Origin of the sequence: Corynebacterium lactis RW2-5 (assembly GCF_001274895.1) — a bacterium.
Classification (GTDB): Bacteria; Actinomycetota; Actinomycetes; order Mycobacteriales; family Mycobacteriaceae; genus Corynebacterium; species Corynebacterium lactis.
This window is the reverse complement of the sequence record NZ_CP006841.1, coordinates 585,127-612,001: the sequence shown is the minus strand read 5'-3', so window position 1 is coordinate 612,001 and position 26,875 is coordinate 585,127. Positions and strand designations below refer to the sequence as shown.

The 26,875-nt window shown below is 59.8% G+C and carries 21 protein-coding genes; 14 read left to right on the top strand and 7 right to left on the bottom strand.

The features are described from left to right. Positions 1 to 327 precede the first annotated feature (327 nt). The gene (locus tag CLAC_RS02550) at positions 328 to 1,113 is read left to right on the top strand and encodes a M23 family metallopeptidase (protein ID WP_053411565.1); all 786 of its coding nucleotides are present in this window, start codon (positions 328 to 330) and stop codon (positions 1,111 to 1,113) included. A gap of 137 nt (positions 1,114 to 1,250) precedes the next feature. Continuing rightward, complete coding sequence (locus tag CLAC_RS02545; RefSeq protein ID WP_053411564.1) at positions 1,251 to 1,742, top strand: hotdog fold domain-containing protein; 492 nt, start codon at positions 1,251 to 1,253, stop codon at positions 1,740 to 1,742. Positions 1,743 to 1,748: 6 nt separating this feature from the next. Here the strand turns inward: CLAC_RS02545 and CLAC_RS02540 are convergent, their stop codons facing one another. Then, complete coding sequence (locus CLAC_RS02540) at positions 1,749 to 4,184, bottom strand: UvrD-helicase domain-containing protein (RefSeq protein ID WP_245622003.1); 2,436 nt, start codon at positions 4,182 to 4,184, stop codon at positions 1,749 to 1,751. Between the two features lie 221 nt (positions 4,185 to 4,405). Here CLAC_RS02540 and CLAC_RS02535 point away from each other — a divergent pair, with 221 nt between their 5' ends. After that, a complete protein-coding gene (locus CLAC_RS02535) occupies positions 4,406 to 4,771 on the top strand; it encodes a chorismate mutase (RefSeq protein WP_053411562.1) in 366 nt (121 codons plus the stop codon). Here CLAC_RS02535 and CLAC_RS02530 read toward each other — a convergent pair. Further along, complete coding sequence (locus tag CLAC_RS02530) at positions 4,768 to 6,291, bottom strand: NAD-dependent succinate-semialdehyde dehydrogenase (RefSeq protein ID WP_082313039.1); 1,524 nt, start codon at positions 6,289 to 6,291, stop codon at positions 4,768 to 4,770. The genes CLAC_RS02535 and CLAC_RS02530 overlap by 4 nt on opposite strands. 515 nt (positions 6,292 to 6,806) lie before the next feature. Here CLAC_RS02530 and CLAC_RS02525 point away from each other — a divergent pair. The 3 genes from CLAC_RS02525 to pgi all read left to right on the top strand — a co-directional run bounded on the left by CLAC_RS02525 (position 6,807) and on the right by pgi (position 15,159). Next, positions 6,807 to 9,215 carry an Ig-like domain-containing protein gene (locus CLAC_RS02525; RefSeq protein ID WP_053411561.1) on the top strand — a complete coding sequence of 803 codons (2,409 nt, stop codon included), beginning with the start codon at positions 6,807 to 6,809 and terminating at the stop codon, positions 9,213 to 9,215. A 45-nt stretch (positions 9,216 to 9,260) separates the two neighbouring features. Further along, entirely contained in the window at positions 9,261 to 13,106 is a 3,846-nt protein-coding gene (locus tag CLAC_RS02520) for an Ig-like domain repeat protein (protein ID WP_053411560.1), read from the top strand. Between the two features lie 415 nt (positions 13,107 to 13,521). Beyond that, positions 13,522 to 15,159, top strand: coding sequence for a glucose-6-phosphate isomerase (gene pgi / locus CLAC_RS02515; protein ID WP_053411559.1), 1,638 nt, complete (start codon positions 13,522 to 13,524; stop codon positions 15,157 to 15,159). Between the two features lie 94 nt (positions 15,160 to 15,253). Here pgi and CLAC_RS02510 read toward each other — a convergent pair whose 3' ends face one another. Then, positions 15,254 to 15,667: a YccF domain-containing protein gene (locus CLAC_RS02510; protein WP_053411558.1), complete on the bottom strand. Its 414-nt coding sequence runs from the start codon at positions 15,665 to 15,667 to the stop codon at positions 15,254 to 15,256. A 71-nt stretch (positions 15,668 to 15,738) separates the two neighbouring features. Here CLAC_RS02510 and CLAC_RS02505 point away from each other — a divergent pair, with 71 nt between their 5' ends. From CLAC_RS02505 to CLAC_RS02490, 4 genes are all read left to right on the top strand, one after another. Further along, complete coding sequence (locus CLAC_RS02505; protein ID WP_053411557.1) at positions 15,739 to 16,494, top strand: 3'(2'),5'-bisphosphate nucleotidase CysQ; 756 nt, start codon at positions 15,739 to 15,741, stop codon at positions 16,492 to 16,494. A gap of 7 nt (positions 16,495 to 16,501) precedes the next feature. After that, on the top strand, positions 16,502 to 17,308 hold the full coding sequence (locus CLAC_RS02500; RefSeq protein WP_053411556.1) for a thymidylate synthase: 807 nt from the start codon (positions 16,502 to 16,504) through the stop codon (positions 17,306 to 17,308). 40 nt (positions 17,309 to 17,348) lie between these two features. Then, complete coding sequence (locus CLAC_RS02495) at positions 17,349 to 17,870, top strand: dihydrofolate reductase (RefSeq protein WP_053411555.1); 522 nt, start codon at positions 17,349 to 17,351, stop codon at positions 17,868 to 17,870. A gap of 115 nt (positions 17,871 to 17,985) precedes the next feature. Continuing rightward, positions 17,986 to 18,261 carry a mycoredoxin gene (locus CLAC_RS02490; protein WP_053411554.1) on the top strand — a complete coding sequence of 92 codons (276 nt, stop codon included), beginning with the start codon at positions 17,986 to 17,988 and terminating at the stop codon, positions 18,259 to 18,261. Here the strand turns inward: CLAC_RS02490 and CLAC_RS02485 are convergent. Continuing rightward, positions 18,258 to 19,667 carry an NAD(P)H-quinone dehydrogenase gene (locus tag CLAC_RS02485; protein ID WP_053411553.1) on the bottom strand — a complete coding sequence of 470 codons (1,410 nt, stop codon included), beginning with the start codon at positions 19,665 to 19,667 and terminating at the stop codon, positions 18,258 to 18,260. The genes CLAC_RS02490 and CLAC_RS02485 overlap by 4 nt on opposite strands. 177 nt (positions 19,668 to 19,844) lie before the next feature. Further along, on the bottom strand, positions 19,845 to 21,071 hold the full coding sequence (locus tag CLAC_RS02480) for a M20 family metallopeptidase (RefSeq protein WP_053411552.1): 1,227 nt from the start codon (positions 21,069 to 21,071) through the stop codon (positions 19,845 to 19,847). Between the two features lie 141 nt (positions 21,072 to 21,212). Between CLAC_RS02480 and CLAC_RS02475 the strand changes: the two genes are divergently transcribed. Next, complete coding sequence (locus tag CLAC_RS02475) at positions 21,213 to 21,899, top strand: hypothetical protein (protein WP_053411551.1); 687 nt, start codon at positions 21,213 to 21,215, stop codon at positions 21,897 to 21,899. A gap of 152 nt (positions 21,900 to 22,051) precedes the next feature. On the opposite strand, the gene upp is transcribed toward CLAC_RS02475, so the two are convergent. After that, positions 22,052 to 22,687 carry a uracil phosphoribosyltransferase gene (gene upp / locus CLAC_RS02470; protein ID WP_053411550.1) on the bottom strand — a complete coding sequence of 212 codons (636 nt, stop codon included), beginning with the start codon at positions 22,685 to 22,687 and terminating at the stop codon, positions 22,052 to 22,054. A 130-nt stretch (positions 22,688 to 22,817) separates the two neighbouring features. Between upp and CLAC_RS02465 the strand changes: the two genes are divergently transcribed. The 3 genes from CLAC_RS02465 (at position 22,818) to CLAC_RS02455 (ending at position 25,554) form a co-directional block, all read left to right on the top strand. Next, positions 22,818 to 23,183: a hypothetical protein gene (locus CLAC_RS02465; RefSeq protein ID WP_053411549.1), complete on the top strand. Its 366-nt coding sequence runs from the start codon at positions 22,818 to 22,820 to the stop codon at positions 23,181 to 23,183. Then, entirely contained in the window at positions 23,180 to 24,178 is a 999-nt protein-coding gene (locus CLAC_RS02460; protein ID WP_053411548.1) for a C40 family peptidase, read from the top strand. The genes CLAC_RS02465 and CLAC_RS02460 overlap by 4 nt, the downstream gene beginning before the upstream one ends. Before the next feature lie 131 nt (positions 24,179 to 24,309). Beyond that, a complete protein-coding gene (locus tag CLAC_RS02455) occupies positions 24,310 to 25,554 on the top strand; it encodes a hypothetical protein (RefSeq protein WP_053411547.1) in 1,245 nt (414 codons plus the stop codon). Between the two features lie 119 nt (positions 25,555 to 25,673). Here the strand turns inward: CLAC_RS02455 and CLAC_RS02450 are convergent, their stop codons facing one another. After that, positions 25,674 to 26,864, bottom strand: coding sequence for an adenosine deaminase (locus CLAC_RS02450; protein ID WP_053411546.1), 1,191 nt, complete (start codon positions 26,862 to 26,864; stop codon positions 25,674 to 25,676). Positions 26,865 to 26,875 lie beyond the last annotated feature (11 nt).

The following is a 26,875-nucleotide window of genomic DNA, read 5'->3' as shown; positions in this document are numbered from 1 at the left end:
TCTCAGTTCCTCTGTAGTCCCCTGTTGTAAAACTGCACCAATGTGACGGAATTTTGGGCAAACAGAGTTTAAAAGTCGCCCGCTTCCGGCCCGCGCCCCACATTTAAGCGTCACAGCGGCGCGCCCTACCGAAATGCCCGCAAACCTCGCAGCGACGCCCAAAGTTCATACTTTCGACCGCATAGCACCCTTGGGGACACCCTACTTTCGCCCGTTTTTTATAACGTTTTTTACAAAGCTGGGTTGCTTGAACGATATCGGAACGTTATAGTCGGACGAGTTGTATAACAGACAGGTTACAAAGCTCGTTGCCAGGGAGTTAAAGAAGTGTCGATCTTTTCCAACCGCCGCACCGGAGGTAAGCACCGCAAGGTAGAGGTCTCTGCTACTTCGCGTGCCGCAGTCGTTGCACTGTCCGCATCGACCATCGCATCCTCTTCCGCGATTGCGGCTGCACAGCCTGTAACCAACACCGATACCACTACTGCACCGCAGGCTCAGGCGCAGTCCGCTGACGCAGCCCCGCAGGAGGCCCCGAAGGCGGCTGCTGAGCAGGGCACAACTTTCAAGAAGACCGAGACTCGCGCAGCGCAGCCGAAGCAGAATTCTCCGCTAGTTCTCGCGTCCTCTAGCTTCACCCCGGCAACCAACCTGGCTAACCAGCTGGCAACTGCACTCCAGTACAACGAGCAGCGAGTCGCGCGCGATCTGCAGGCCCGAGCACCGAAGCTCTCCCTGCCGACCATCGGCATTTTGACTTCTCCGTTCGGCCCGCGCTGGGGCACCTTCCACTACGGCGTCGACCTGGCTAACGTCACCAATACCCCGATTATGTCCGTCCTGGACGGCACCGTTATCGACGCAGGACCGGCCCAGGGCTACGGCCAGTGGGTACGCGTGAAGCACGACGACGGTTCGGTTTCCGTCTACGGCCACGTCGAGTCGATTTACGTCGCAGTGGGCCAGGCCGTCCGCGCAGGCGAGGTCATCGCCGGCATGGGTAACCGCGGTTTCTCCACCGGCACCCACCTCCACTTCGAGATCCACCCGGACGGCACCACCCCGGTCGATCCGGTTACCTGGTTCATCCAGCGTGGCCTGAACCTGCAGTAGTAGAGTTCGTTTGTAGGCTCCCTCCCTAAGCTTTCCCGCGTTTGTGCCATTCCCGTCGAAGGGAAATTCTCCCGGCGCGCGCGGGATTTTTGTGTTTCCGGCACGCTCTGCCCAGCCGCAGCCCTAGTGTTAGGCGCATGACTGAAACCAAAACACTGCGCACGTGGAAGAAGCTCTCCGAATCGCGGGTACCGGCGGTCGGCAAGCGACTCTTTTCTGTGAGCGCCTCCCTTGTGGCGCCCTATTTCCGCACCGTCCTGCCACAGCTGGAGGTTATGGAGCCCGGGCGGGCCGTTGCGCACATGCCTAAGTGGTGGGGCGTGCAAAACCACATCAAGTCGGTTCACGCAATCGCGGCCTGCAACCTCGCCGAGTTCGCCATGGGCATGCTCTGCGAGGCGAGCGTGCCGACTACCCACCGCTGGGTGCCAAAGGGCATGACCACCAACTACAAGCGTATCTCGAAGGGTGGCCTGACCGCAGTGGCCACCGCAGAACTCCCCGACTTCTCCACCATTGCCCCTGAGACTGGGGGCAAGGATTTTCCGGTGCACATCACGCTTACCGACGCCACGGGCACGGAAGTCCAGGATGCGGTAATCAACTGCTGGATCACCGCGAAGAAGTAGCGGGCACTAGAGCTTCTCCATGGGCACGCCGCCCATCAGCATCAACCGGACCTTGCCGGCCGAGCCAAAGTCGATCATCGCAGTAGCGCGCGGCGGCAGTCCCTGCACCTCGAGGACCGTACCGAGACCGTACTTGTCGTGTACGACCTTGTCGCCCGGTTCCAGATGCAGCTCCTTGTTCTTTTTCCTGGCACCAGCGCCAGCTCCGGTGCCTGAGCCAAAGCTGTCGCGCCCGCCGCCGTAGCCGGACGAGCCGTACCCGCCTCCGCTGGAGCCGAAGCCTCGGCCGCGGCCGAAGGCGCTTCCCGCTCCCATGCCGCCGGAACCGGTGCCTACACCCCAGCTCCGGGCAGGACCCTCGCGGAGCCAATCAATAAGCTCAGGCGGGACCTCGCCCAGGAAGCGTGAAGGCGGATTGTTCTGCGGGGAGCCCCAGGACGAACGGGTCACGGCACGCGTCAGGTAGAGCTGCTTGCGAGCACGGGTGATGCCGACGTAGGCCAGGCGGCGTTCCTCCGCTAGTTCCTTCGGGTCACCAAGTGCCCGCAGGTGCGGGAAGAGCCCATCTTCCCAACCGATGAGGAACACGACGGGGAATTCGAGGCCCTTTGCCGTGTGCAGGGTCATCAGGGTTACGACGCCAGTGTCGTCGTCGGGAATCTGGTCGGCATCAGCAACCAGGGAGACACGTTCGAGGAAGGCCTGCAGGCTGCCGGGCTCCGCCTCACCGTCGGAGATGTCGAAGGAGCTCGAACCCGCGTCGTTCTGCCCTGGGGCATCCGCGTCCGCCCCGACATCAATCGAGGACATCAGCGCGGCCTCAGCGGAGAACTCGCGGGCGACGCTGACGAGCTCGTTGAGGTTGTCGAGCCTGGTCGCGTCCTGCGGGTCGTTGGATCGCTCCAACTCGGCCTTGTATCCAGTGCGATCGATGATCGCGCTCACCAGGTCACCTATGTCCGCCAACTCCCCGGAAGCGTAGTCCGCAGCAAGAGAATCAATCATTTCCACGAATGCTGTCATCGCCTTCTGGCTGCGCGTGGCAACTGCGGGAATCTTGCCCTCTGATACGGCCCGGAGTGCTCCACCGAAGGAGATGCGCTCGTCCTCCGCGTAGAGGGAGACGTGCCCCTGCGCGCGGTCGCCAATCCCGCGGCGCGGAGTGTTGATCACGCGGCGCAGCGAAACATCATCGTCAAAGTTCTGGATAATGCGCAGGTAGGCGACAATATCGCGCACCTCCCGGCGCTCGTAGAATCGCGTGCCACCGACGACCGTGTAAGGCACGCCCATGCGAATGAAGACATCCTCCAGCGCACGCGATGAATTATTGGTGCGGTAGAAGATAGCCACGTCCGAGTACTTGTACGGCCCGGACTCGACCAGCTGGTCAATCTCGTTGGCAATGAAGCGAGCCTCATCGTGCTCGTTGTCCGCGACGTAACCCTTAATCTGGCTACCATCACCCAGGTCAGTCCAGAGCTTCTTCTCCCGGCGGTTCTCGTTTCGGGCGATAAGTGCGTTGGCCGCAGAGAGGATTGTCTGGGTAGAGCGGTAATTCTGCTCCAGCAGAATCGAGGTGGCCTCCGGGTAGTCCTTCTCGAACTCCTCGATATTGCGGATTGTGGCTCCGCGGAAGGCATAAATCGACTGGTCCGAGTCGCCTACCACGCACAGCTCACTCGGGGGAACCTCCCCGCCAGATTTTCCGACGAGCGCACTGACTAGCACGTACTGGGCATGGTTGGTGTCCTGGTACTCGTCGACGAGGACGTGCCGGAAGCGGCGGCGATAGTACTCAGCGACCTGAGGGTAGGAAGTGAAGATTCGCACGACCTCTCCGATGAGGTCGTCGAAGTCGACAGCGTTGGCGGCCCTCAGCCGCGCCTGGTACTCAACGTAGACCCGCGCCACCACGTCATCGAATGGGTTGCGGGTTGACGTGGCGTCCGAGATCGCCTGTTCCGGGTCAATGAGCTCATTTTTCAAGTTCGAGATTCGCGAGGACAGTACGCGCCCCGTGAATTTCTTGCCGTCGAGGTTCATGTCCTTTGCGATCATGGCCAAAAGACGGCGCGAATCATCCGAGTCATAGATGGAGAAGTTGGAGTTGAGCCCCGGCACGAGGTCGTGCTGCATGCGCAGAATCCGCACACACATCGAGTGGAACGTGGACACCCACATGCGGCGGGCCTGATCACCTACGAGACCAGCCACGCGCTCGCGCATCTCCGCCGCCGCTTTGTTGGTGAAGGTGATGGCCAGAATCTGGCTTGGCAGAACTCCACGGGTGCCAATCAGATAGGCGATTCGACGAGTCAACACCGCAGTCTTTCCGGAGCCTGCACCAGCGACAATTAGCAACGGCGAACCGATATGCTCCACGGCCTGCCGCTGCTGTGGGTTGAGCCCCTCCAGCAGCGATTCCGGATCCAGATCCATGCCGCCGCAGCCCCCAAAACCACTGGGCGCAGCCGAATTGGGCGCTCCCAAGCCCGAGCCTGCGGCCCGAAAACCTGCGCCTACTCCGCTATCGCCGTTATCGCCCACCCGCCCGTTCGAGCCTGCGTCGAAGGAGCCAAACAACATTCCAGTTTCATTTCCCATGATGTTTCCTACAGTAGCGGAGCCTCCGGACTAGACCGTTTGGCACAATAGGACACATGAGCGAAAATCCGTCGGCACTCTCCAGCAACTCCGACAACGAAACCCCCGCGGGCAAGGGCACCGCGGCCGTCTCCCCTTTCGAGGTCCGCACTCCGACCGGCACGGACGATCCGCTGAGCTCCGCCGAGATTGAGCAGTACCGCCAGGAGATCAACCGCCTGGACAATCTCATAATCGATGCCATTCGCCGCCGCACCGCTATTAGCAAGGCCGTCGGCAAAACCCGTCTCGGTTCGGGCGGCACGCGGCTAGTTCACGGCCGCGAGGTTCAGATCATCAACTCCTTCCGCGACGAGCTTGGCCCCGAAGGGCCCGCCATCGCGTCAGCGCTGCTGCGGATGGGCCGCGGGCGCCTCGGTTAGTTCTCCAAGGAGATTAGTTTTTCTTCCAAGAACTCATCGATACCGGTGAATCCGCCCTCGCGCCCCAGGCCGGACTGCTTCACACCGCCGAAGGGCGCTGACGGATCCGACAGCGACCCCTTATTTACTGCCACCATTCCGGATTCAATCTTCTCCGCCGCCCCGAGGGCCTTGGTTAGGTTTTCGCTGAATACGTACGCGGCTAGGCCGAAGATAGTGTCATTTGCTCGCTCGAGGGCTTCGCTGTCGTCAGAGAAGGTCGTGACCGCGACGACAGGACCGAAAATTTCATCACGGACGATGTCGGCGTCGTAAGGCACATCGGTAAGGACCGTTGGCTCGAAGAAATAGCCATCGCTCAGCTCGCCACCCAAATCCGGGATAGCGCCGCCAAACACGACCTTCGCGCCGCGTTCGGTAGCATCCTTCACCAGGTCGCGCACGGTTTCCTGCTGAGAGCGCAGAGCGAGCGGGCCGAGAGTGGTCGCTGCGTCCGTCCCCTCGCCGAGCTTCAGCTCAGCAAAGAGCTTCACGACGCCATCTACGAAATCCTGCGCCTTGTCCTCGTGGATAATGAACCGGTTCGGGGCGATGCACACTTGACCACCATTGCGCAGCTTGGCTGCCTTGACTGCTTTGACGGCCTTGTCGACATCGCCGTCGGAAAGCACGACGAAGGGGGCGTTGCCGCCGAGCTCGAGGGAGACCTTCATGGAGGTTTCGGCGGCTTTCGCGGCGAGCATCTGGCCGACCTCGGTAGATCCGGTGAAGGTGAATTTGCGCAGGCGATCGTCGTCGAGGAGCTTAGAAACTTCAGACGAATGCGCAGTTGGCAGCACGGAGACTACTCCGGCGGGAACCCCCGCTTCTACTAATAGTTTGCCCAGATAAAGCATCGTCAGAGGGGTCTTGGAGGCGGGCTTGACAATGATCGGGCAACCGGCAGCCAGCGCAGGGGCAATCTTGCGAGCCCCCATAGCCAGGGGGAAGTTCCATGGAGTAATCGCGAGGACCGGGCCGACGGGCTGACGCACAACGACGACGCGGGAAGCACCGTTGGGCGAGATGCGATAATCGCCAGTGATTCGCACAGCTTCCTCAGAGAACCAACGGAAGAATTCTGCACTATAGCCAACTTCAGCTTTAGAGTCAGCGAGCGCGCGCCCCATCTCGAGGGACTGCAAGTGCGCGAGTTTTTCTTCATCTCGATGGATGAGCTCGAAGACTCGACGCAGAATCTCGCCACGCTCGCGGGGCGCGGTCGCCGCCCACGCCTCCTGCGCAGCGCAGGCGTCTTCAAGCGCCTGGCGAGCATCAGCCTCGCTCGCCGATGCCACCTCCACTAGAGGCTTATCGGTTGCAGGGTTAATAACTGAGAAGGTCTCGCCGCCTGATGCGGCACGGAACTCTCCGCGAAGAAGCAAATCAGTGGGAACCCCCTCCAAAATAGTGGCATAGCGGGATTCGTCGTCCCGTGATGCGTTTGATGAGTTTTTCGGAGCTTGTCGGTTATTAGCCATGCCTCCAGCGTAGGCGTGACGGCGGACTCCGTCAGAAATATTTCATAAATAAAAACTTTTCAGACACGCCAGAACTATCACACCAGAGCTCCGGTAAACGCCATACATACAATCCCCACAACTTACCCCCGAAAAGGCCAAGGTTTACCTAGTTTACACACCCCACAAATTGAGGTGCCATAATTCTAACTTAATATATAAAACCCTAAGAAACGCCTAAAGAAGGCTAACACTAAAGCTCTAGTTGAATGTTTGACACATTACTTTTTACCTGGTCAGAAAAGTTTTCCACATGCCAACTGGCCTTTATTGCGATACTGTAACAATCGCTATCAAACTACTGGCCCGCCACAAGGCAGGCTTCACCCCAGTTCACTAATTGTTCATGAGTTCGCAATATCCCCATAAGAATAACTACTTCAAGGGGTAACTAATGAGACACCCCTCTCCCCTGAAAAGAAGCTTGTTGCTAACGGATGGCGACCCCATCAACGATTACTCAGCAAGGAAATTGCATGCGCGTAAATAAGAAGATTGCGTCAGTAGCGTCGGCAGGCGTGCTACTGATTGGCGGTGCCGTCGTCCTGCCGCAGGCGATGGCTGCGACAACCTCGACAATGAACCTGGCCTGCCAGGCTGTGCCGTCGTCTTACACTAAACCGCAGAACTTCCCAACCGATAGCCCCATCGATGTCTCCGTCAACGTTGATGGCCCCGAGTCCGTCAAGGTCGGCGAAGAATTCGACACTAAGTTCTCCATCGACCCGGTGAGTGTGCCGCTGCCAACAGGCCTTCCACTCGGAGCTCGAATCACCGAAGCATGGCGCATGAAGCTGGACTTCCAGCTTCCCGATGGCGTCGAATACGTGAGCGGAACCGTCGATGAGTCGAAGGCAAACCTCAAGGGATTCAAGATTCTACAGGTCAACGAAAGCGGTAGCCCCGACCCCAAGGGCCGTATCCTCCGCCTAGTCGACGCTGGAAATAACACTATCGCGAACGGCCCGAACACCAGCACGTCCCGGGCGGGGGGCGTCCGGTATACCATTTCCGGCACCACGCTGAACCTCACTTTCCCAACCATTACGCTGCGCTCGAAGGCCACTAAGCCGGGCGATGCCAACTTCGGCGTGCGCGTCGCTGGCAATGCGGGAGAGTTTGCTAATGACGCGAACTTCCTGACCATGGGCGCCAGCATCCAGGCCAAGCTCGGAATTGTCCCTATCAACCTCACTGCCGCCGTGCGCTGCTCTCCGCGACCGTTGGCTAACCCTAACTCGCCTCTCGATCAGCGTGCATCGCGTCTAATTACCGTGAAGGTCGAAGCGGACCAGCCCGCCCAGGAGACTTCCGTTTCTGTCTCCGCCGCTAAGGCCACCGCTGGCGAGCCTGCTGAGCTGACGGCCGAAGTTTCCCCCGCCGAGGCAACCGGCACCGTCGTGTTCAAGTCCGGCTCCATGACCTCCGCCGAGATTGCTGTGGAAAAGGGCATCGCAAAGACGCAGATGACCTTCCCCGAGGCCGGATCCCACCAGGTCACCGCAATCTTCACCCCGGCTGATAACAAGAAGTTCAACAGCTCCTCCGGCCAGCAGAACGTCACTGTCGAGGGACAGGACGCTGGTCTGCAGCTCCAGGCACCCGAGTCTGTAAACGCTGAAGACGGCAAATTCGATGTCACCGCCACCGTTAACCCCAAGGCCGAAGGCACGGTCGAGTTCTCACTTGCCGACGGCTCCGTCGTCACGCAAAAGGTTGAGGGCGGCAAGGCAACCACTTCCCTACCGATCGGTGATGCAACTGGAACCGCTGAGCTCAAGGTAGTGTTCAAGCCATCGACCGGTTCGCCCTTCAAGACTGCAACCGCAACGAAGAACGTGGACATCAAGGCCGCCGCCAAGACGGCTCTGGCGCTGACTGCCGAGGGCGAGGCCACCGTCGGAAAGCCGCTGTCCGTCATTGCCCAGATCACGCCGTCAGAAGGCACCAAGGAGGCCAAGGGCGAGGTGACCTTCAGGTACAACGGTGCAGAGAAGAAGGTCCAGGTAAAGGACAACAAGGCAGCTCTCGAACTGACTCCTGATACCGCGGGCGAGTTGACCATCACCGCCGATTACGCTCCGGCAGACCGTACGCAAAACGTGGCTACCGCTGAGACCACTCTGAACGTTGCCCAGAAGGAAGAAACTCAGACTAACGTTTCCCTGAAGGTCGCCCTGCCGCAGTCCGTCGAGAAGGGTAAGCCCGTCGAGGCAAACGTGACCGTCACTCCGGACAACGCCGCGGGCAAAGTCTCCACGATAGTGGAGGGCGAGAAGATCGAGGCCGATGTCGCGAACGGTAGCGCCACATTGCCCCTGACCTTCAATAAGGGCGGCGCACAGAAACTGACCTTCACCTTCACGCCTACCGACGCCGAGAAGTTCACCGACGCGACTGACTCGACTGACATCACCGTCACAGAGCCGGGTGAAGTCATGCCGGAAGAGCCGGACGAGAACCCGGGTGAAGAAACCCCCGGTGGCGATGACTCTGGCGAGGAAAATCCGGTAGAGCAGTCACCAGATGTCCCCGACGAGATTAACGATGTGGTCATCACCCCGGGCGAGACTCTCAGCGGCGATGTCGTTTTAGGCGAGGTTGAAGGCAAGACCGCAACTGTGACCATCAACGACGCGGGCGGCAAGGGAGTGTTCGGCACCCTGAAGGTTCTGGTCGACGGGAAACCGGCTCAGCTGGACGGCAAAGACTACGAAATCGCTGTGGTCGGAGGCAAAGCGAAGTGGAAGATGGACATCTTCGATGCAGGTAAGCACGTCGTAACCCTGCAGTTCCGCGACTCTAAGGACGAGCTGAAGGGCTCGAAGAATATTGAGATCAACGTCAAGAACGTTGAAGTAGGCCCAAGCAATATCTCCTCCTAAGCAGCACAGAAATACACGCTCACACCTATAGAAAGAGTTGACATAATGCGAATCACTAAACGCATCCCTGCAACTGTGCTCGCAGTTGCCACCGCGAGTGCGCTCGTCCTGACTCCAGCTACGACTAGCTACCCCTTTGCCCTTCAGGCGCAGGCTCAGGAACAAGACAAGGGCCAGGCACCTGCTGCAACGAAAGTCTCGAAGACGGTAGACACTATGGCGCCAGCCACTACGGTATGGGGAGGGAAACTTGACACGGATTTAACAAATCTCCGCCACGTCGATGTCTCTTACCCTGAGAATGTCGAGGTCGGCGAAAGCTTTGAAGTGACTATTCAGCCGGGCCAGATGGTTTCCGGCAGAGAGGAAGTCGGGCGTATTAAATACGACATTGCACTTCCTCAGAACGTCACCGTCACAGACATGAGTGTCAGTGAAGGCTTCGGCTTCGGCTCGATTGGCAAGAACTCGACTGCTGTCTACTCGATTCAGCGGGTAGATGAGGTCGGCAACCCCTCACCCACTGGTCAATACGCTCGTATCTCTGCACCGAGCAACGCAACTGTCAATAACGGGCCTGGTGCCCACAATGATGACCCCAAGGCGGGGCTATCAGTACCGAAGAACACTACATTCCGCCTGCCAAAGGTTACCTTCAAGGTGACTGCACCTGAGGAAACAGGAACTGTTGTCTTCGGGCTCCGCGGAGCTGGCGCTCCTGCAGGGCCCAAGGGAGATGAAAATACGAACAACACCCTTTCCTTTGCAGAAGACGGAGTCTGGTCCAACGATGCTGTTTTTGTCAATGCAGGCCCTGCAGGTGCAGAACTGGTGAAGGTCAACGTCGTTAAGACCGATATCGTCTCCCAAATCACTCTGGACAAGGCTGCCCTAGTCTCCGCCGAGCCGAACGAGAACGGCAAGCTCACCGTCGATTTGGAAGCACGCTCGACCCGCCAAAAAGACGACTCACTACTTCCCGACGGTGCAACTGTACAGTTCCAGTTCCGCACCGCTGACGGAGAATGGACAGATGTTGGTGAGCCTGTAGCCGTCGATGGCAATCTGGCACGCACCCAGGTCGACATTGACGACAGGGACGGCGAAGTTTTCTTCCGTGCAGTTCAGCAGGAGTACACCGCGGCTGATGGGTACAAGGTGTTGTCTGCGAAGAGCAACGAGAAGTCCGTCGATGTTAAGGCGGAAAACAAAACCACCGTCGCCCTTGGCGAGGTCCCACCCAGTGTTGAGCCGGGAACCGAGGTACCTCTGGAGGCAACCTACACCGTAGAAGGCCGCCAACTTCCTGATGGCACGAAACCGGTGGTTGTTTTCAAGGCCGATGGTGAGGAAATCGGCAAGGCTGAGGTTGGCGAAGATGGCAAGGCGACTCTGACTCACAAGTTCGAAACCCAGTCGGAAAAGCCGATTCAGCTAACCGCTGAGGTCGCAGAGATTGTTAACGAACAGTCCGGCAACCGCTCCTGGCCAGCAGCGAAGTCTGAGCCTAAGACAATCAGTATCAAGACCAACCAGCGTGAATCCACCACCACCATCACATCTCCCGCCGAGGGGACGAAGATGGGCACCGGCTTCCAGGATATTACCGCTCGTGTTGAGGTCGCCGAGGGCAAGCCTGTCGGTGAGGACGGCAAAGTCGAATTCTGGGTCTACAACGAGGACTTCCCCGACGGCCTCAACATGGGCGAAGGTGACAACAACGGCGACGGTACCTTCACCATCAGCCGCCCATTTGCGCCAGGAGAAAGCCGTCTAGAAGCTCGCTTCCTCGGTTCCAACACCGCGCTGCCGTCCACAAGCCCGCAGGTCACCGTCACGGCAGACGAAGTTCACATCACCATCTCCGATAAGTCCGACACCACTTGGGACAAGGACACCAAGGCTGATGTAACCGTTGGGGAAGAAACTGAACTGAAGGTCACCGTCACCCACTCCGACGTTCAAAGTGCTAACAAGCAGCCGGTTAAGACCGGCAAGGTTGAGTTCTACATCGGTGAAGAAAAGATCGGTGAGCACACGCTTTCCGACGCCGACAACGGCGTAGCCGCAATAAAGTACGATTTTGCGGGCAAGTCGGGTGAGCAAGTTGTCGTCGCGAAGTACCTGGGTGTTAAAAACGCACAGAACAAGGTCGGCATCGAGGCCTCCGAAGCGAACTTCACCTTCAACCTCACAGAGCAGGTCCGCGAAACTAAGACGACTGTCAGCGCCGAGTGGACCGATGAAACTGCAGTCGACGGCGATAACCCCGCTACTATCAAGGCAACAATCGTCGACGCGGATGGGAACCCAGTACCCAAAGGTGTCACCGTCGAGTTCTATGACGGTGACAAAGCAATCGGTACTGCCACAACAAATGACGAGGGCATCGCAACGCTGCCGAATGCCAAACTGTCGAACGAGGATCACACCGTCAAGGCGGTCGTCGAAAAGCAGAAGATCGACGACAAGGAATTCGGCGCAAGCGAAGGCTCGGCTGAGCTGAAGAAGCGCGAAGTGAAGCCCACCGATCCCGAGGAGCCAGGCGAGACCCCCGAGGAGCCGGGCGAGGATCCTAACAAGGATTCTGATGGCGATGGTCTGACCGACAAGCAGGAAGAGGAACTCGGCACCGACCCGAAGAACCCCGATACCGATGGTGACGGAATCCTCGATGGCGATGAGGTCAATGGCAATCCAAAAACCGACCCGAAGAACCCCGATACCGATGGTGACGGCATCAACGACAAGGACGACTCCGACCCGCTAAATCCGAAGACCCCTACGGACGAGGATGGGCCAGGGGAAGATCCTGAGCAGCCAGACGAAGACTCAAACAAGGACTCTGATGGCGATGGTCTGACCGACAAGCAGGAAGAGGAACTCGGCACCGATCCAAACAAGGCCGATACCGACGGCGACGGATTCTCCGACGGTGAAGAAGTCAAGGAAGGTACCGACCCGACAGATCCAGACTCCAAGCCTGAGAGCAGCAAACCAGATCCGAAGCCCGAACCAGATCAGCCGAACAAGGACTCTGATGGCGACGGGCTGACCGACAAACAGGAAAAGGAACTCGGCACCGACCCAAACAAGGCCGATACCGACGGCGACGGATTCTCCGACGGCGAAGAAGTCAAGGAAGGTACCGACCCGACAGATCCGAAGTCCAAGCCCCTAACCACGGTTGAGGTAATCACCCCCAGCTCTTTTGACCCAACAGATTGCGATACAAAGCCGTGGTTGAAGGTCGAGAAGAAGAAGGGCGTGAAGTACACGATTACCGTCGACGGCAAGGAGGTGCAGCCTAACTCTGATGGTGTGGTCAACTACGAATTCGGCCAAACGGCTAAGGTTGTGGTAGCTCCCGAGGCTGGTTATCGCTTCCCGACCGGCGCCAAGACCGAATGGAGCTGGACCCACGAGTTGCCTTCTAACTGCGAGGTTCCCGACAAACTGGGCAAGCCAAGCGAGCCGAGCGAACCCAGCAAGCCAGGCGACGCGAAACCAGACAAGCCAAGCAAACCGGGTAAGCCCAGCGAACCCAGCAAGCCAGGCGACGCGAAACCAGACAAGCCAAGCAAACCGGGTAAGCCAAGCGAACCCAGCAAACCAGGTGCGTCTAGCGGCTCTAGTAATGACTCAAAGCCGGGTAACGGCTCCAAGTCCGCTAGCCCATCCAAGACTGCCACGTCTGGTAACTCCAATAGCTCCTCGAAGTCCGAGGCTGCAGCGAAGTCCAGTTCGTCAGCAACCAACAAGAACGGTTCCAGTTCGCTAGCAAGCACCGGTGTACAGGCGCTAGGTGTAATCGCGGGTCTAGCTGCGCTCGCGATAGTCATCGGTGGCGCGCTGATCTTCTGGCGTCGACGTAACCAGGAGGACCAGTAGGTAGTCGATGCTAATGCTCGCTTAGCAAACAACTAGCTAGCGTCAACAGGCCCCTCTATTTTCCGCAAAACCCAATCTCCGGGTTTTACACGGGAGATGGAGGGGCTTTGTCATGGGGACGCAACGAGCGGAAGAAAACGAAAACCTCATAATTCATCTTGAAACTTAACTCAAAAAACAAGATGTCGAGCCGTCTAGGACAATGGTCAACTACCTATGGAGCTCAAAATGCCGCAAGCAGTTTCTCCCAAACGTAACTAGTCTTGGGAGTAAGGCTGTCGATGCGCAAGATTGGTTTTCCGCTAAGGAAGCGATACCGCCAGAATCGGTGGTTTCATTACCTACAGTCGGTGGACCACTTACCCGCGACTGACAGCAAGAAGTGATTACTATGCAGAGACTCTGGAGCAGGTAAATGACCTCAGAAATCACCGCCACCAAGCAATGGGAAACGCTCAAAGAACGCGCCGAAACCGGCAACCCTACAAACCTGCGTGATCTATTCGCTTCGGAAGCTGACCGCGCAGAAAAACTGACTTTCGATGCGGGCACTCTTCACGTTGACCTGTCCAAGAACCTGCTATGCCAGGAGGGTTTCTCTGATCTTGTCGCGCTCGCACGAGTCGCTGGCATCGAGGAAGCTCGCGAGAAGATGTTCCGCGGCGACAAGATTAACTCGACCGAGGGACGCTCAGTACTGCACACCGCTCTACGCCTGCCCGCCGAGGAGAATCTGGTCGTCGGCAATCAGGATGTAGCTGCCGACGTTCACGAGGTCCTCGGCCGCATGCGCGACTTCGCTCGTTCTCTTCGCAGCGGTGAGTGGCTAGGCTACACTGGCCATACCATTAAGACCGTCGTCAATATCGGTATTGGCGGGTCGGACCTGGGCCCGGCAATGGTGACGAAGGCGTTGCGCACCTATGCCACCGCCGGCATCGACGCCCGATTCGTCTCCAACGTGGATCCGTCCGATTTGCGCGCAGTCCTGGATGAGGCCGACCCAGAATCGACCCTGTTCATCGTTGCGTCCAAGACCTTCACCACCCAGGAGACTCTTTCCAATGCGCACGCAGCGCGCCGCTGGCTGATTGAGCAGTTGGGTTCCGAGGATGCCGTCGCCAAGCACTTTGTAGCAGTTTCCACCAACGCCGAGAAGGTCGCGGAATTCGGCATCGACACGGCGAATATGTTCGGATTCTGGGACTGGGTAGGCGGCCGCTACTCCGTGGACTCCGCTATTGGCCTATCCATCATGGCCGTGGTCGGCCCTATGGACTTTATGCGCTTCCTGCAGGGCTTCCGTGCGATGGACGAGCACTTCCTCTCTGCGCCATTGGAAGAAAATGTTCCGGTCCTGATGGCGATGCTTAACGTCTGGTACTCGAACTTCCTGGGCGCACAATCCCACGCAGTCCTGCCCTACTCCGAGGACCTTTCTCGCTTCCCTGCGTACCTGCAGCAGCTGACTATGGAGTCCAACGGTAAGTCCGTGCGTACCGACGGCTCACGGGTCGATTACACCACGGGCGAGATTTTCTGGGGCGAGCCGGGCACCAACGGCCAGCACGCGTTCTACCAGCTCCTCCACCAGGGAACTCGCCTGGTTCCCGCCGATTTCATCGGTTTCGCCCGCCCTCGACAGGACTTGCCAACCGCAACCGGCGAAGGCTCTATGCACGATCTTCTGATGAGCAACTTCTTCGCCCAGACTAAGGTGCTCGCATTTGGCAAGACCGCCGAGGAAATCCGCTCCGCAGGCGTCGCTGAGGAGTTGGTGGAGCACAAGGTCATGCCGGGTAACCGCCCAACCACCACGATTATGGCTGAGGAACTAACTCCGGATGCTGTAGGCGCGCTGATTGCGCTCTACGAGCACATTACCTTCGTAGAAGGCATCGTCTGGGGCCTGAATTCCTTCGACCAGTGGGGTGTTGAGCTGGGCAAGCAGCAGGCCGGCGATCTGCTTCCCGCTGTGACCGGCGAGGTCGCACCGGACTCCGGCGATGCTTCCACCGATGCGCTGCTGACCTGGTACCGCGACAAGCGCTAGCATGCTGCTGAAACGGCGCAGGTAGCTCCGCCGGCAGACCATAGTGCAGTAATACAAATTCAAAAGGGGATCCGGTCACCGCCGGATTCCCTTTTTACAGCTTTACCGTGTAGCCCTCGGGTCGGTAACCACTGACAATCACTTTGCCGAAGGGGAAACAAGTTACTGGAATCATCTTGATGTTCGCGACGGCCAGTGGCAGACCGACTATTGTCACAGCCTGAGCAGCGGCCGTAGTGATGTGACCGATAGCCAGCCATAGGCCCGCAACCAGGAACCAAACTACGTTCATCACTGCAGCTCCTGCAGCGCCGACAGATCCAGGCTGAGATGTCTCGACAACGGTCCTACCAAAAGGCCACAGAGCGTACGAGGCCATTCTGAACGATGCCACGCCCGCGGGAATCGTCACAATGAGAAGGCACGCCAGAATGCCGAAGAAGATGTATCCGAGGGCCAGCCACAAGCCACCGAATACGAGCCAGATGATGTTCAGAATCAATCGCATACCACTCAATTCTACCTGGCCAACTAGATGCACGTTGGCGCAATATTCGCTCGGCGAATAGTATCGAAGCCATGTCTGCCTACATTGAAGATGCTGTTCTTGCCTACCGACTCGCCCGCGGAGCGGGTGAGATTCTCAAGGGTGTTCGGAACGTAGGTTTGCTGCGTGGCCGTATCCTCGGTGACGCTGGCGATGCGCTCGCTCAAGAGTGGATCGCGCGAGTTCTAGAGCAGCACCGCCCGGACGATGGCCTGCTGTCGGAGGAGGCCGCGGACAACCGCGAGCGCCTCGACTGCGATCGAGTCTGGATTATTGACCCACTGGATGGTACCCGCGAATTCGCAGGCGGTCGCCAGGACTGGGCGGTTCACGTGGCACTCGTCGAGAATGGCAAGCCCACCCACGCGGCGGTTGGTCTGCCGGACCTCGGCCAGGTCTTCCACACAGGAGAGGCCAAGGCCGTCCAGGGCCCGCGTGCTGGCAAGATTGTCGTCTCTCGTACCCGCCCGCCGGAAGTCGCGAAGTACGTTGCCGAAAAGCTCGGCATGGACCTCGTAGAGATGGGCTCCGCGGGCGCCAAGGCAATGCACGTCCTCCTGGGCGACCACGATGCCTACATCCACGACGGAGGCCAGTACGAGTGGGACTCCGCAGCGCCGGTCGGTGTCGCTAAGTCTGCAGGCCTGCACGTCAGCCGCCTGGATGGCTCCGAGCCGACCTATAACAATGTCGACACGTTCATGCCCGACATGCTCTTCTGCCGCCCCGACCTCGCTGACGAGATTCTCGCCGCGGTCGCGGAGTTCAAGGCCAACGAGAACAAGTAGTCTCCACATGGCTGATTCCGTGAAGACTCCCTACGAGGACCTGCTGCGCGAGATCCTCGCTGAAGGCACCAAGAAGGCAGATCGTACCGGCACCGGAACGCGTTCCGTCTTTGGCCGCCAAATTCGCTTCGACTTGAGCGAGGGGTTCCCGCTCATCACCACGAAGAAGGTCCACCTGAAGTCAATCGTCTACGAACTTCTGTGGTTCCTCCGGGGTGACTCAAACGTCCGCTGGCTCCAGGAGCACGGCGTGACCATCTGGGACGAGTGGGCGTCGGAAAGCGGGGATCTGGGGCCGGTCTACGGTGTACAGTGGCGCTCCTGGCCGACTCCGGACGGACAGCACATCGATCAGATTGCTCAGGCTTTGGATACGTTGAAGTCGAACCCGGATTCGCGCCGCAACATCGTCAGCGCGTGGAACGTCTCCGAGATTTCCAACATGGCGCTGCCGCCATGCCACCTGTTGTTCCAGTTCTATGTGGCGGACGGCAAGCTCTCCTGTCAGCTCTACCAGCGCAGTGCTGATATGTTCCTCGGCGTTCCCTTCAACATCGCCTCCTACGCTCTGCTGACGCACATGATGGCACAGCAGGCGGACCTCGAGGTCGGGGAATTCATCTGGACCGGCGGTGACTGCCATATCTACGACAACCACGTCGAGCAGTGCGAGCTTCAGATCTCCCGCGAAGCACGCCCCTACCCCACTTTGAAGCTGAATAAGGCCGACAGCATCTTCGACTATTCCTTCGAAGACGTCGAGGTTGTCGGCTACGATCCGCACCCGCTAATCCGCGGTCAGGTCGCGGTATAAGCGCTCATAAAACGTCCCCACCGCAAGGAAGGTGCCCCGCATGACTGCCAACGCTGCTAAGCCCAGGCCCGAATTCGTCGGCATGATTTGGGCTCAGTCACGCGACGGTGTCCTGGGAGATGGCTCCTCGATGCCCTGGCATCTTCCGGAGGACCTGAAGCACTTCAAGGACACCACTATGGGCGCGCCCGTAATCATGGGCCGCCGCACTTGGGATTCTCTAAACCCGAAGTTCCGCCCTCTGCCAGGGCGCCGCAATATCGTGCTCTCGCGCACTTCGACGGACTTCCCCGGGGCTGAGGCCTTCGCAAGCCTCGACCAGGCACTCGCCGCAGTCGCTAACGAACCCGCCGTATGGATTATGGGTGGGGGCCGCGTCTACCGCGACGGGCTCTCGCTTGCCGACGAGTGCGTCGTCACACAAATCGACATTGAGGTGTCGGTGCCGGTGCCTGTCATAGCTCCCGATCTCTACGAATGGGAAAAAGTCCATGAATCCGAGTGGCTGACTTCTTCGACGGGGCTCCGTTACCGGTTGACCAAGTGGCATCCGCGGGCCTAGCGCTGAGGCCTTTGCGGCCCCGTTACTGCCTCTACCGATCCCCAGTATTGCAAGCCCGACGTGTCCGCAGAGTGCGCGCTGGAATACTCCGCCGACAGCGCGTGTTGCAATTAGCATGACTGACGTGAAAACGCCTAAGACCACTGAACATGTAACCATTTACGCGGCCTCATGGTGCCCGTTCTGCCAGAACCTCATTGCAGGTTTGAAGAGCAAGGGCACCCCATTTGAGGCATGGGATGTCGAAAAGCACGATGACCTGTCCGAATGGGTCAAGTCCGTCAACGACGGCAATCGTGTTGTCCCGACTGTCCTGTACTCGGACGGTACTCATGCCACGAACCCGTCCGCAGACGAGGTCGAGACAAAGTACGCCGAGTTGGCTGGTTAGTCCAGATCGTCGTGCGCCATCAGCTGGCGCGCGGCCTCCGTGATGGAGCCCGACAGGGACGGGTACACGGAGAAGGAGCTGGCCAGGTCGGCCACGGTGAGCTGGTTGGAAACACACACCGCAATCGGCAGGATTAGCTCGGAGGCGGTCGGCGCGACAACCACGCCGCCGATGATCATGCCGGAATTCTTGCGGCAGAACAGCTTCACAAAGCCGTGGCGCAGCGAGCGCATCTTCGCGCGCGGGTTACCTGCCAACGGGAAGACCTCGACGCGCGCGGAGACCTCGCCGGACTCAATCTGAGCCTGCGAAACACCAACGGTCGCGATCTCCGGGCGGGTGAACACCGCCGAAGATACGGTGCGCAGGCGAATCGGAGAAACGCCCTCGCCGAGAGCATGGTACATGGCAATTCGGCCCTGCATAGCGGCAACGGATGCCAGCGGGAACAAGTCGGTGCAGTCGCCGGCGGCGTAGATACCCGGGACATTGGTACGGGAGACGCGGTCGACGTGGATGTGGCCCGAGCGAGTCAGCTCGATGCCGGAGTTCTCCAGGCCCATATCGGCGGTGTTCGGAATGGAACCGACGGTCATCAGCGCGTGAGAACCGAGGACTTCGCGACCGTCGGAGGTGACAACGCGCACGCCACCATCCTCGGTGCGCTCGACAAGGTCACAGCGGGCGTTCTTGACCACGTCGACGCCGCGCTCCAGCAGGACCTCCTCCAGAGCATCTGCCGCGTCCGCATCCTCGTGCGGCAGAATTCGGTCACGGGAGGCGACCATGGTGACCTTCACACCCAGCTCGGTGAAGGAGGACACGAACTCGGCACCCGTGACACCGGAACCGACAACGATGAGGTGCTCCGGCAGCTCCTCCAGGTCGTAGACCTGACGCCAGGTGAGAATACGCTCGCCGTCCGGGATAGCGCCCGGCAGGATGCGCGGGGAAGCACCTGTCGAGACCAGAACCAGGTCAGCCTCAAGGCTGATCTCGCCGCCTTCAAGCAAGTCGACGGTGACGTAGTGGGTCACACGTCCCGGATCGTGGTCGTCCAGGCGACCGCGGCCCTGCAGCATGGTGATGCCCTCGCGCTCCATCTGCGCGCGGACGTCATCGGACTGCTGCTTGGCCAGGCGCCGCACGCGCTCGTTGACAGCAGTGAAGTCAATCTTGCGCGCGGAGAAGTCCGGGCGCAGGCCCATCTCGTCCGCACGGCGCATATCGGTGCGCACGCCGGTCGCAGCGATGAAGGCCTTAGAGGGCACGCAGTCCCAAAGGACAGAGGAACCGCCCATTCCCGCATCTTCAACAACCGTGACCTCGGCACCGTACTTGGCACCGACCAGAGCTGCCTCATAGCCCGCTGGGCCGCCGCCGATAATTACGATTCTCTTAGCCACAAGTCCTCCAATTTGGCTGAAAATGCTCGATCACTCAATTTACGAGCCCACTAAAAAGTTCGCTTTAGCGGCTCCTCCAGGCGCCCACTGGGTGCACACCAACAGGCACCATTTTTGCACGTCCCCGCACAAAAGCGCCAAGCGCGGCAATAATTTTTCCCGCGCTTTGCCACCAGTCTAGTGGAGAGACCGCACAAGTGGCTCGCCGTCCTGGTAGCGCGCGACAATGCCGGCGAAGAGCCGCACGCCCACACCAAGACAGCGCTCATCCACAACCAGGTCATCTCGGTGCAGGTCGTGTTTGTCCCCCCTACCCGACCAGCAGCCGAGTCGCGCCATCGCACCCGGGACATGCTCCAGGTACCAGCCAAAGTCTTCGCCTCCCGACGACTGCGGCGCCTGAATCACGGCATTCTCATCGACCCTCCGCACCGTTTCGGCAATCAACGCCGTGCAGTACTCGTCGTTAAGCACTGGCGGGACTCCCCGCTCGTACTTGATGGAATGGGTGACCCCAGTTGGCGCGAGGGTTTGCTCGATGAGCTGGCGGACCAGCGGGTCAATAGTGCGCCAGGTGGTGATGTCGGCGGTGCGCAGGGTGCCCTTGACCTCGCCTTCCGACGGGATCGCGTTGTTGGCGTAACCTGCGTGGACTGCCCCGAAAGTCAGGACCGTGCCTGTGCGAGGGTCGATACGGCGAGACAGCAACCCCGGCAGGTCGACTATGAGTTTGCCCAGTGCGTAGACTACATCGGCGGTCATCTGGGGGCGTGAAGTATGTCCGCCGGGCCCCTCGACCTTGATGTCGAGAGTGTCCGAGGCGGAGGTAATCGCCCCCGTGCGCACGCCGACGTGCCCGACGCGGAGCTTGGGCTCACAATGCACCGCGAAAATGCGCTCGACACCGTCGAGGGCGCCGGCGGCGATTACCTCGGGGGCACCGCCGACCATGACTTCCTCTGCGGGCTGAAAGATGAATCGAAGAGGAGTTGGGAGTTCATGCTCGCGGTGGTACTCGGCCATGGCGAGTGCAGTCGCGAGGGTGATTGTGGTGTGGAAGTCATGCCCGCAGGCGTGCATGACTCCGGGATTCGTACTGGAAAATTCCAGGCACGTGGCTTCTGTAATAGGAAGGGCGTCCATGTCCCCTCGAAACGCCAGGCGCCCCGGGAGCTCTCCGCCGGCACCGTTGTCGGCCAGCTCGATATCTCCGATGTCGACCATCAGGCCGGTGTTAGGAAAGAGGACAGGCTCTAGACCTGCGTCACGCAGTTTCTCCTCGACGAACTTCGTCGTCTGGTGCTCCATGTGTGACAGCTCCGGGTGCGCGTGAAGATGCCGACGCCACCCCAGGATTTCCTGTTCGTGCTCGAGCCACCACTGCTTAATAAACTCCTCTATCACAACTATTCAGTGTAGAGATGCCACAAAATCGATGACGCTCGGGGCGCGATTGCGGGGAGAAACCGACCTCCCGAAAGGACACCGCAACTACCCCCTATTACCATCTTTAACATTCGTAACATTTTTGCGATGATGGAAGGTATGTCCGCCAATGACAATCCTTCCCGGCCCATCACTATCGCCATCGCCACAGTGGCGACCCTATTAGTGCTTGTCATCGGAGTAGCGGTCGGACTTTCGCTGCAAACGGACAACGGCCCGCAGAGGCAGGAGATGCCCGGCGCGTCCGCACCATCGACGGGATCATCGACCGACAGCCAGCCCCAGCGATCTTCGTCGAGCAGCACCTCTCCCTCGACGGAGACAACCGAGGAGACCTCGCGCCGCACCCCGTCCCCCACCAAGGGAACCAGCGAGAAGTCGACCACCACGACGGAGAACTCTCAGTCTGAGTCCTCCTCGACTAGCGCCCGCTCGACAACTCCGACCAAGGGGATTCAAGACTTCGGGACCGGGCGCGACGACCTGGACGGGTTGGGGTTCATCGGAACCAAAGCGCGCTGCAACCCCGGTGACCGCGCATTCGCGGTACTTGCTACAGAGGCTGGCACGGTAGCCGCTGCCTGCGAGAATCGCTCCGGCGACAAATACTACCGCTCCGACGCTCCGAGCGGGAGCCTCTCCACCGAAATTATCGTCGACGAGGAAGACCGGATTGTCGCACGAAACGGCTCCTACAAGTACCAAATGTCGCCCGAGGGGCTCCTGGTCACGAAGGACAACAACCCGATTGAGAAGCAGCCAGCTGCTTCGTGGGGAACCGCATAGGGAGCCCCTCCGCAAGAGCTCCTAAATGCGACTGCGCCCCGGAAATGCGCAAACCCCCGAGTGCCAGCGTCCTCACTAGAAGCGACTGGCACGTTCGGGGAATTTTTGCTTTTTGGCGCGGCACTTCGGACTAGATACCGGCCCCTGAAGCTTTAGAGGTCGATGTTGCGCGGACCGTAGAGGCGGTCACCCGCATCGCCCAGGCCTGGGACGATGTAAGCGTCTTCGTTGAGGTTCGGGTCGACTACGGTGGTCACGAGGCGAACCGGCAGCCCGGAGTTTTCCAGTGCGTCCACACCGGCCTGCGCCGAAATGATGCAAACTGCGGTGATATTGTCCGCGCCGCGCGCAACCAGAAGCTTCAGCGCGTGCAGGAGCGAACCGCCGGTAGCGAGCATCGGGTCGACAAGGAAAACATTGCGGCCGGAGAGGTCCTCCGGCAGCGCCTCCAGGTACGGCACCGGCTCATGGGTTTCCTCATTGCGAGCCAGGCCGATGAAGCCCACCTGCGCGTCCGGAATCATCGACAGCGCCGGGTCAATCATGCCGAGGCCTGCGCGGATGACCGGGACGATAATCGGCGGATCCTCCAGCCGGTGTCCGTCGGCGACGGTGATCGGCGTCTTGACATCGAACTCCTCGACCGGCAGGTCGCGGGATGCTTCGTAAATCAGCATTGCGCCGAGATCCGCAAGAGCCGCGCGGAAACCGGCGTTATTGGTGCGCTCATCACGCAGGATAGTCAGGCGGGACTGTGCCAGTGGGTGGTCGACAACGGTAATCTCCATACCTTCCAAAATACATCGAAAAATTTGATGGAACCGTTTGGGCATTTTTCGCGCCTACAAATGCAGAGCACTTTTACCGCCCCTCAGTAGGAGGGGCAGGAAACGACGCACAGATTTGAAAGGAACCACCATGCCCGCCCCTCAATACCAGCCCGCCGGAGCTTTCACTCTTATACCAGATGCCGTTCGGCAAAGCGCCGCTTCACTCGGCAGCCTAGCTTCCGACCCCTCTCACCCCGCGCAGGCTCTTGGCGCGGCCAAACCTCTATCTCTGCTTGCCGACGCTCCCTATATCGGCCAGTTTGCCCAGGCCGCGTCCGCCGCGCTTTCGGCGCAGCACGAACGGGTCACTCAACTTGCTGACTACGGTCGTAGCGCATCGGAGGCACTGACCAGCCTGGTCACTGCGGCGCGATCAGCGGAGGAAGCTGGGGCTCACAGGTTTGCGGCTTTCCCCTTTGGCAGCTTCGGCGCCCAGGGAGGTGATGCGTTGTGATCCCGATTGGTCTATTGACTCAGGTCCCCGCCGCGCTGTCGCAGGCAATTAATCCCGCGGCAGTGCCTGCCCTGTCTTCTATTGCGGCCACGGTCCCGGCCTCCGCCTCGCAATGGCACGGGGTAGCAAACTCCGTGGCTCAAGCCTGGTCCGATGGTGATGGAGAATCCGCCTCCCGGAGTCTGGCGCGCGCTGCTGCCGCTGCGACAGATTTGGAGGGCCGCGCGCAGGTTATCGACGGCAATATTGCCGAGGGCAGCAGTTCCATAGTGCGTGCGATCGAGGAATTAGCGCAGATCGCCGCGCAATTCGTAGCCAAAGCTACGCTCTCAATGTCGCGGGTATCCGCGGGGCCGGTAGGCATGGCCGCCGCTGGTGTTGGGCTAACGTCCGCCGCAACGGAAGCCATGAGCCGTGCGGAGTCCGTGCTGGCGACGCTTGCCCAGGACCTTGCGCCGATCACTGAATCACTCTCTTCGACAGCGAATATCCCGGTGGATACTCCACCGGCTCCCCTGCCTGCTGCTCTTTCGGATGCCGCGGAGGCGCAGGCCGCCGCTGCGCCGGCTACTACTCCGGAAGAACACGCGACCCCCGAGGACACAGGAGATGGCAGTGATGCAAATACGGCCGGAGCCGGCGCACCCACACCGGAGGCCAAGGCTGCGGTGGAAAATGCGATGAGTGCGCTCGGCACTCCGTACGCGTGGGGCGGGAATACCCCAGGCCAAGGGCTGGACTGCTCGGGCCTGACGCATTGGGCATACGGGCAGGCCGGCGTTGACATCCCCCGTGTAGCCCAGGACCAAGCGATTGGCCGCCAAGTCGGGCAGGATGAGCTTCTTCCAGGCGACTTGGCTGTGTGGGATGGGCATGTGGCGATGGTGGTAGGAGACGGCCAAATGATTGAGGCTGGCGACCCGGTGCAGCTGAACCCTGTGCGGACGACGAACATCGGCATGCCTTTTAAGGGCTTCTACAGGCCGACAGGCTAACCGCGGCTATCGCGCGGGTGGGCAAAGCTTCTAAGATGGAAGGGCGCGTTTGTGCCGCGGGCCTCCTGGCAGCGCAGCCCACGCCCATTTAGCTATCTATAAGCACGTTAATAAGGATTCCGACGATAATTATGGCCACTCAAGGCATTGTCCCCATTGAGCTCGAGCTGACCCAGGGCACTTTCTACACCCTATGGGCTCCAACTTGGCGCGAGGGTGGCGCAGAATGGCAGGCTCTGCTGGGGCGGGGCGACGACGTTTACCTGTTCAGCTCGGCGGCACAGCTGCTGGCTTTCGTCAAGTCGGGGAAGGAACACGATTTCACCCGGCACCCGGGCTGGCGTCGCTTCGAGCAAACCCTGCCGGAGTCCGCAGTCACTGCGCCCCGTAACAAGTACGACATGGTCGGGCTGCCGGAAATTCTCGCCGGTTCTCCTGACTACGACAATGTTTCCCGGGCAGACCGTATCCTGGCGGTGGCCCGCTCCATCGGGGCGATTGCGGAATTGACTCCGGTTACTCGAATGTTTGCGTCGAACTCGATTCTGGCAGCGACCCAAAATGGTGCCGAGCACTTCCGTGGAGATGGCTTGGCGCAGTGGTCCGCAGTAGGCCGCGTCATTTGCTCCAACTGGGATTCCTGCCTGGACTCTTTCGACGGTCTCGTTGGCTCGGCACCGGAAGTTGATGAGGCAGCCGTAGCTGAGGCGAATTCGACTTTGGAGCAGGCGGCAAAGACTGCAGCCGAGCGCCGGGCCGCTGAGGAAAAGCAGCGTGCGGAAAAGAAGGAAGCTGAAAAGGCCGCGGAGTCCGGCGATCCTTATGACTCGACTGTGTGGGCCCAGGCCGGCATCGACCCGATTAAGATTTCCATTTCAGGCCGCACGCTCTACACCCTGCGCTGCTACATGGGGTCACGACCACTCTTCCTCGGCCACGCCGGCGAGATTCACACCTTCTCGCAGCCGCGCACCATGGTCCGCTGGCTTCTCGAAAACAAGACTCACGATCTCGCTTCCCTCATCACCTGGGACGACATCATTACTGCTGCGAACGCAGGTGAGCTCGAAGCCGTGGTCCACGCGGAAAACGAGTACTCCTTCACCGGCATCACTACCGACATCAAGGCGGGACCGAACCACGTAGATGCCCAACAGCTCTCCCGCGCTTACGAGCTGCTTGCCGATGCCGCGGACTGGGCCGGAGACGACGCAGTCAACGAGGTACTGGCGGGCAACCAGCAACTCCAGTGGCTGCTGAATTACCTTCTCGACACCGGTGAGCAGTCGGAGCCCGTGCCGCCCTTCGAAGAAGAGGCGGCTGGCTGGGAGCAGCTCGAAAAGAGCCTAATCGCCCGCTTTACTACCAAGATTTAGCAGCTTTAGCGGAAAACGCTCCCTCCTCCCCTGTCCCCTCTTCCCATGCACTTGACCTAGCGCCTGTGGGACCGGTGGGTCAGCGGGAGGCTGACAGCCAGCTATCCCCAGATAGTCATCTAGTTCAGATGCATCTCTAGCGACTCGTCGGCATCGATCTCGCCGTCGCCGTCAGCATCCGTGAGCTTCAGGTATGCGGGATAGATGATTGTGTCGAGGATGCGCTCTCGCGTCGGCAGATCCGCGAACGCATTGTTAATGGCGTGGCAGGTCAAGTCGAAAAGCTCGGTGTACCCGTAACCAAACACCGACACCAGCGCCATGCACTCCTTGGTCATCGACGTCGCGCCGATGAGGCGGTTGTCGGTGTTTACCGTGCACGTGAAGCGCATCTCGTCGAGAAGCGAGAATGGGTGGTCGGCGAGGTTGTCGCACACGCCGGTCTGCACGTTCGAGGTCGGACAGATTTCCAGGGGAATCTGGCGGTCACGAATAGCAGAAGCGACCTGCTGGCATTCGATGCCTTCGAGAGAGGCAGTGAAATCCTCGTAGACGCGGACGCCGTGCCCCAGACGATTCGCCCCCTGAACCACTGCATCACGCAGGGAATCTACACCGGCGTCCTCGCCCGCGTGAATGGTAAACGGCACCAGGTTTTCGCGAAGCAGCGCGAACGCGTCTGCATGGTCCGCCGGGGGGAAGCCATTTTCCGGGCCTGCGATGTCGAAGCCGACAACGTAGCCGCCGGAGCGTTCTCCGTAGTTATCGATAGTCAGCTGGGCGACTTCCTTCGAGCGGTCATTCTGGCGCATCGCACAGATCAGAAGCCGGGCGGTGATGTCCTTTCCGGCGGCCGCAGCGTGGGCCTCCCCCTGGGCCAGCCCCTCGACGAGCGCGTCTACGACACCTTGCATATCCAACCCGCTTTCCAGGTGGTTTTCCGGCGCGAGACGCAGCTCCGCGTAGACAACGTTGTCGGCGGCCAAATCCTCGACCGCCTCACAAGCAACGCGGGTTAGAGATTCAGCAGTCTGCATCACAGCGCAGGTGTGAGCGAACGCGGTGAGGTAAGAGGTGAGCGATCCCGAGTTGCCGGTATCGATGAACCACTGCGCCAATTCGTCGACGTCAGTGGTCGGGAGCTTATCGCTATAGCCGCACTCCTCTGCGAGCTCGAGGACAGTCTGCGGCCGGAGTCCACCGTCGAGATGGTCATGCAGCAGCACCTTCGGCAGCGTCGCCACTACTTTGCGGATGTCTGCAAGGTCAGGTGAAGAACCATCTGGGTCGATATGCGAAGAATTAAGCATAGTGGTCAGAC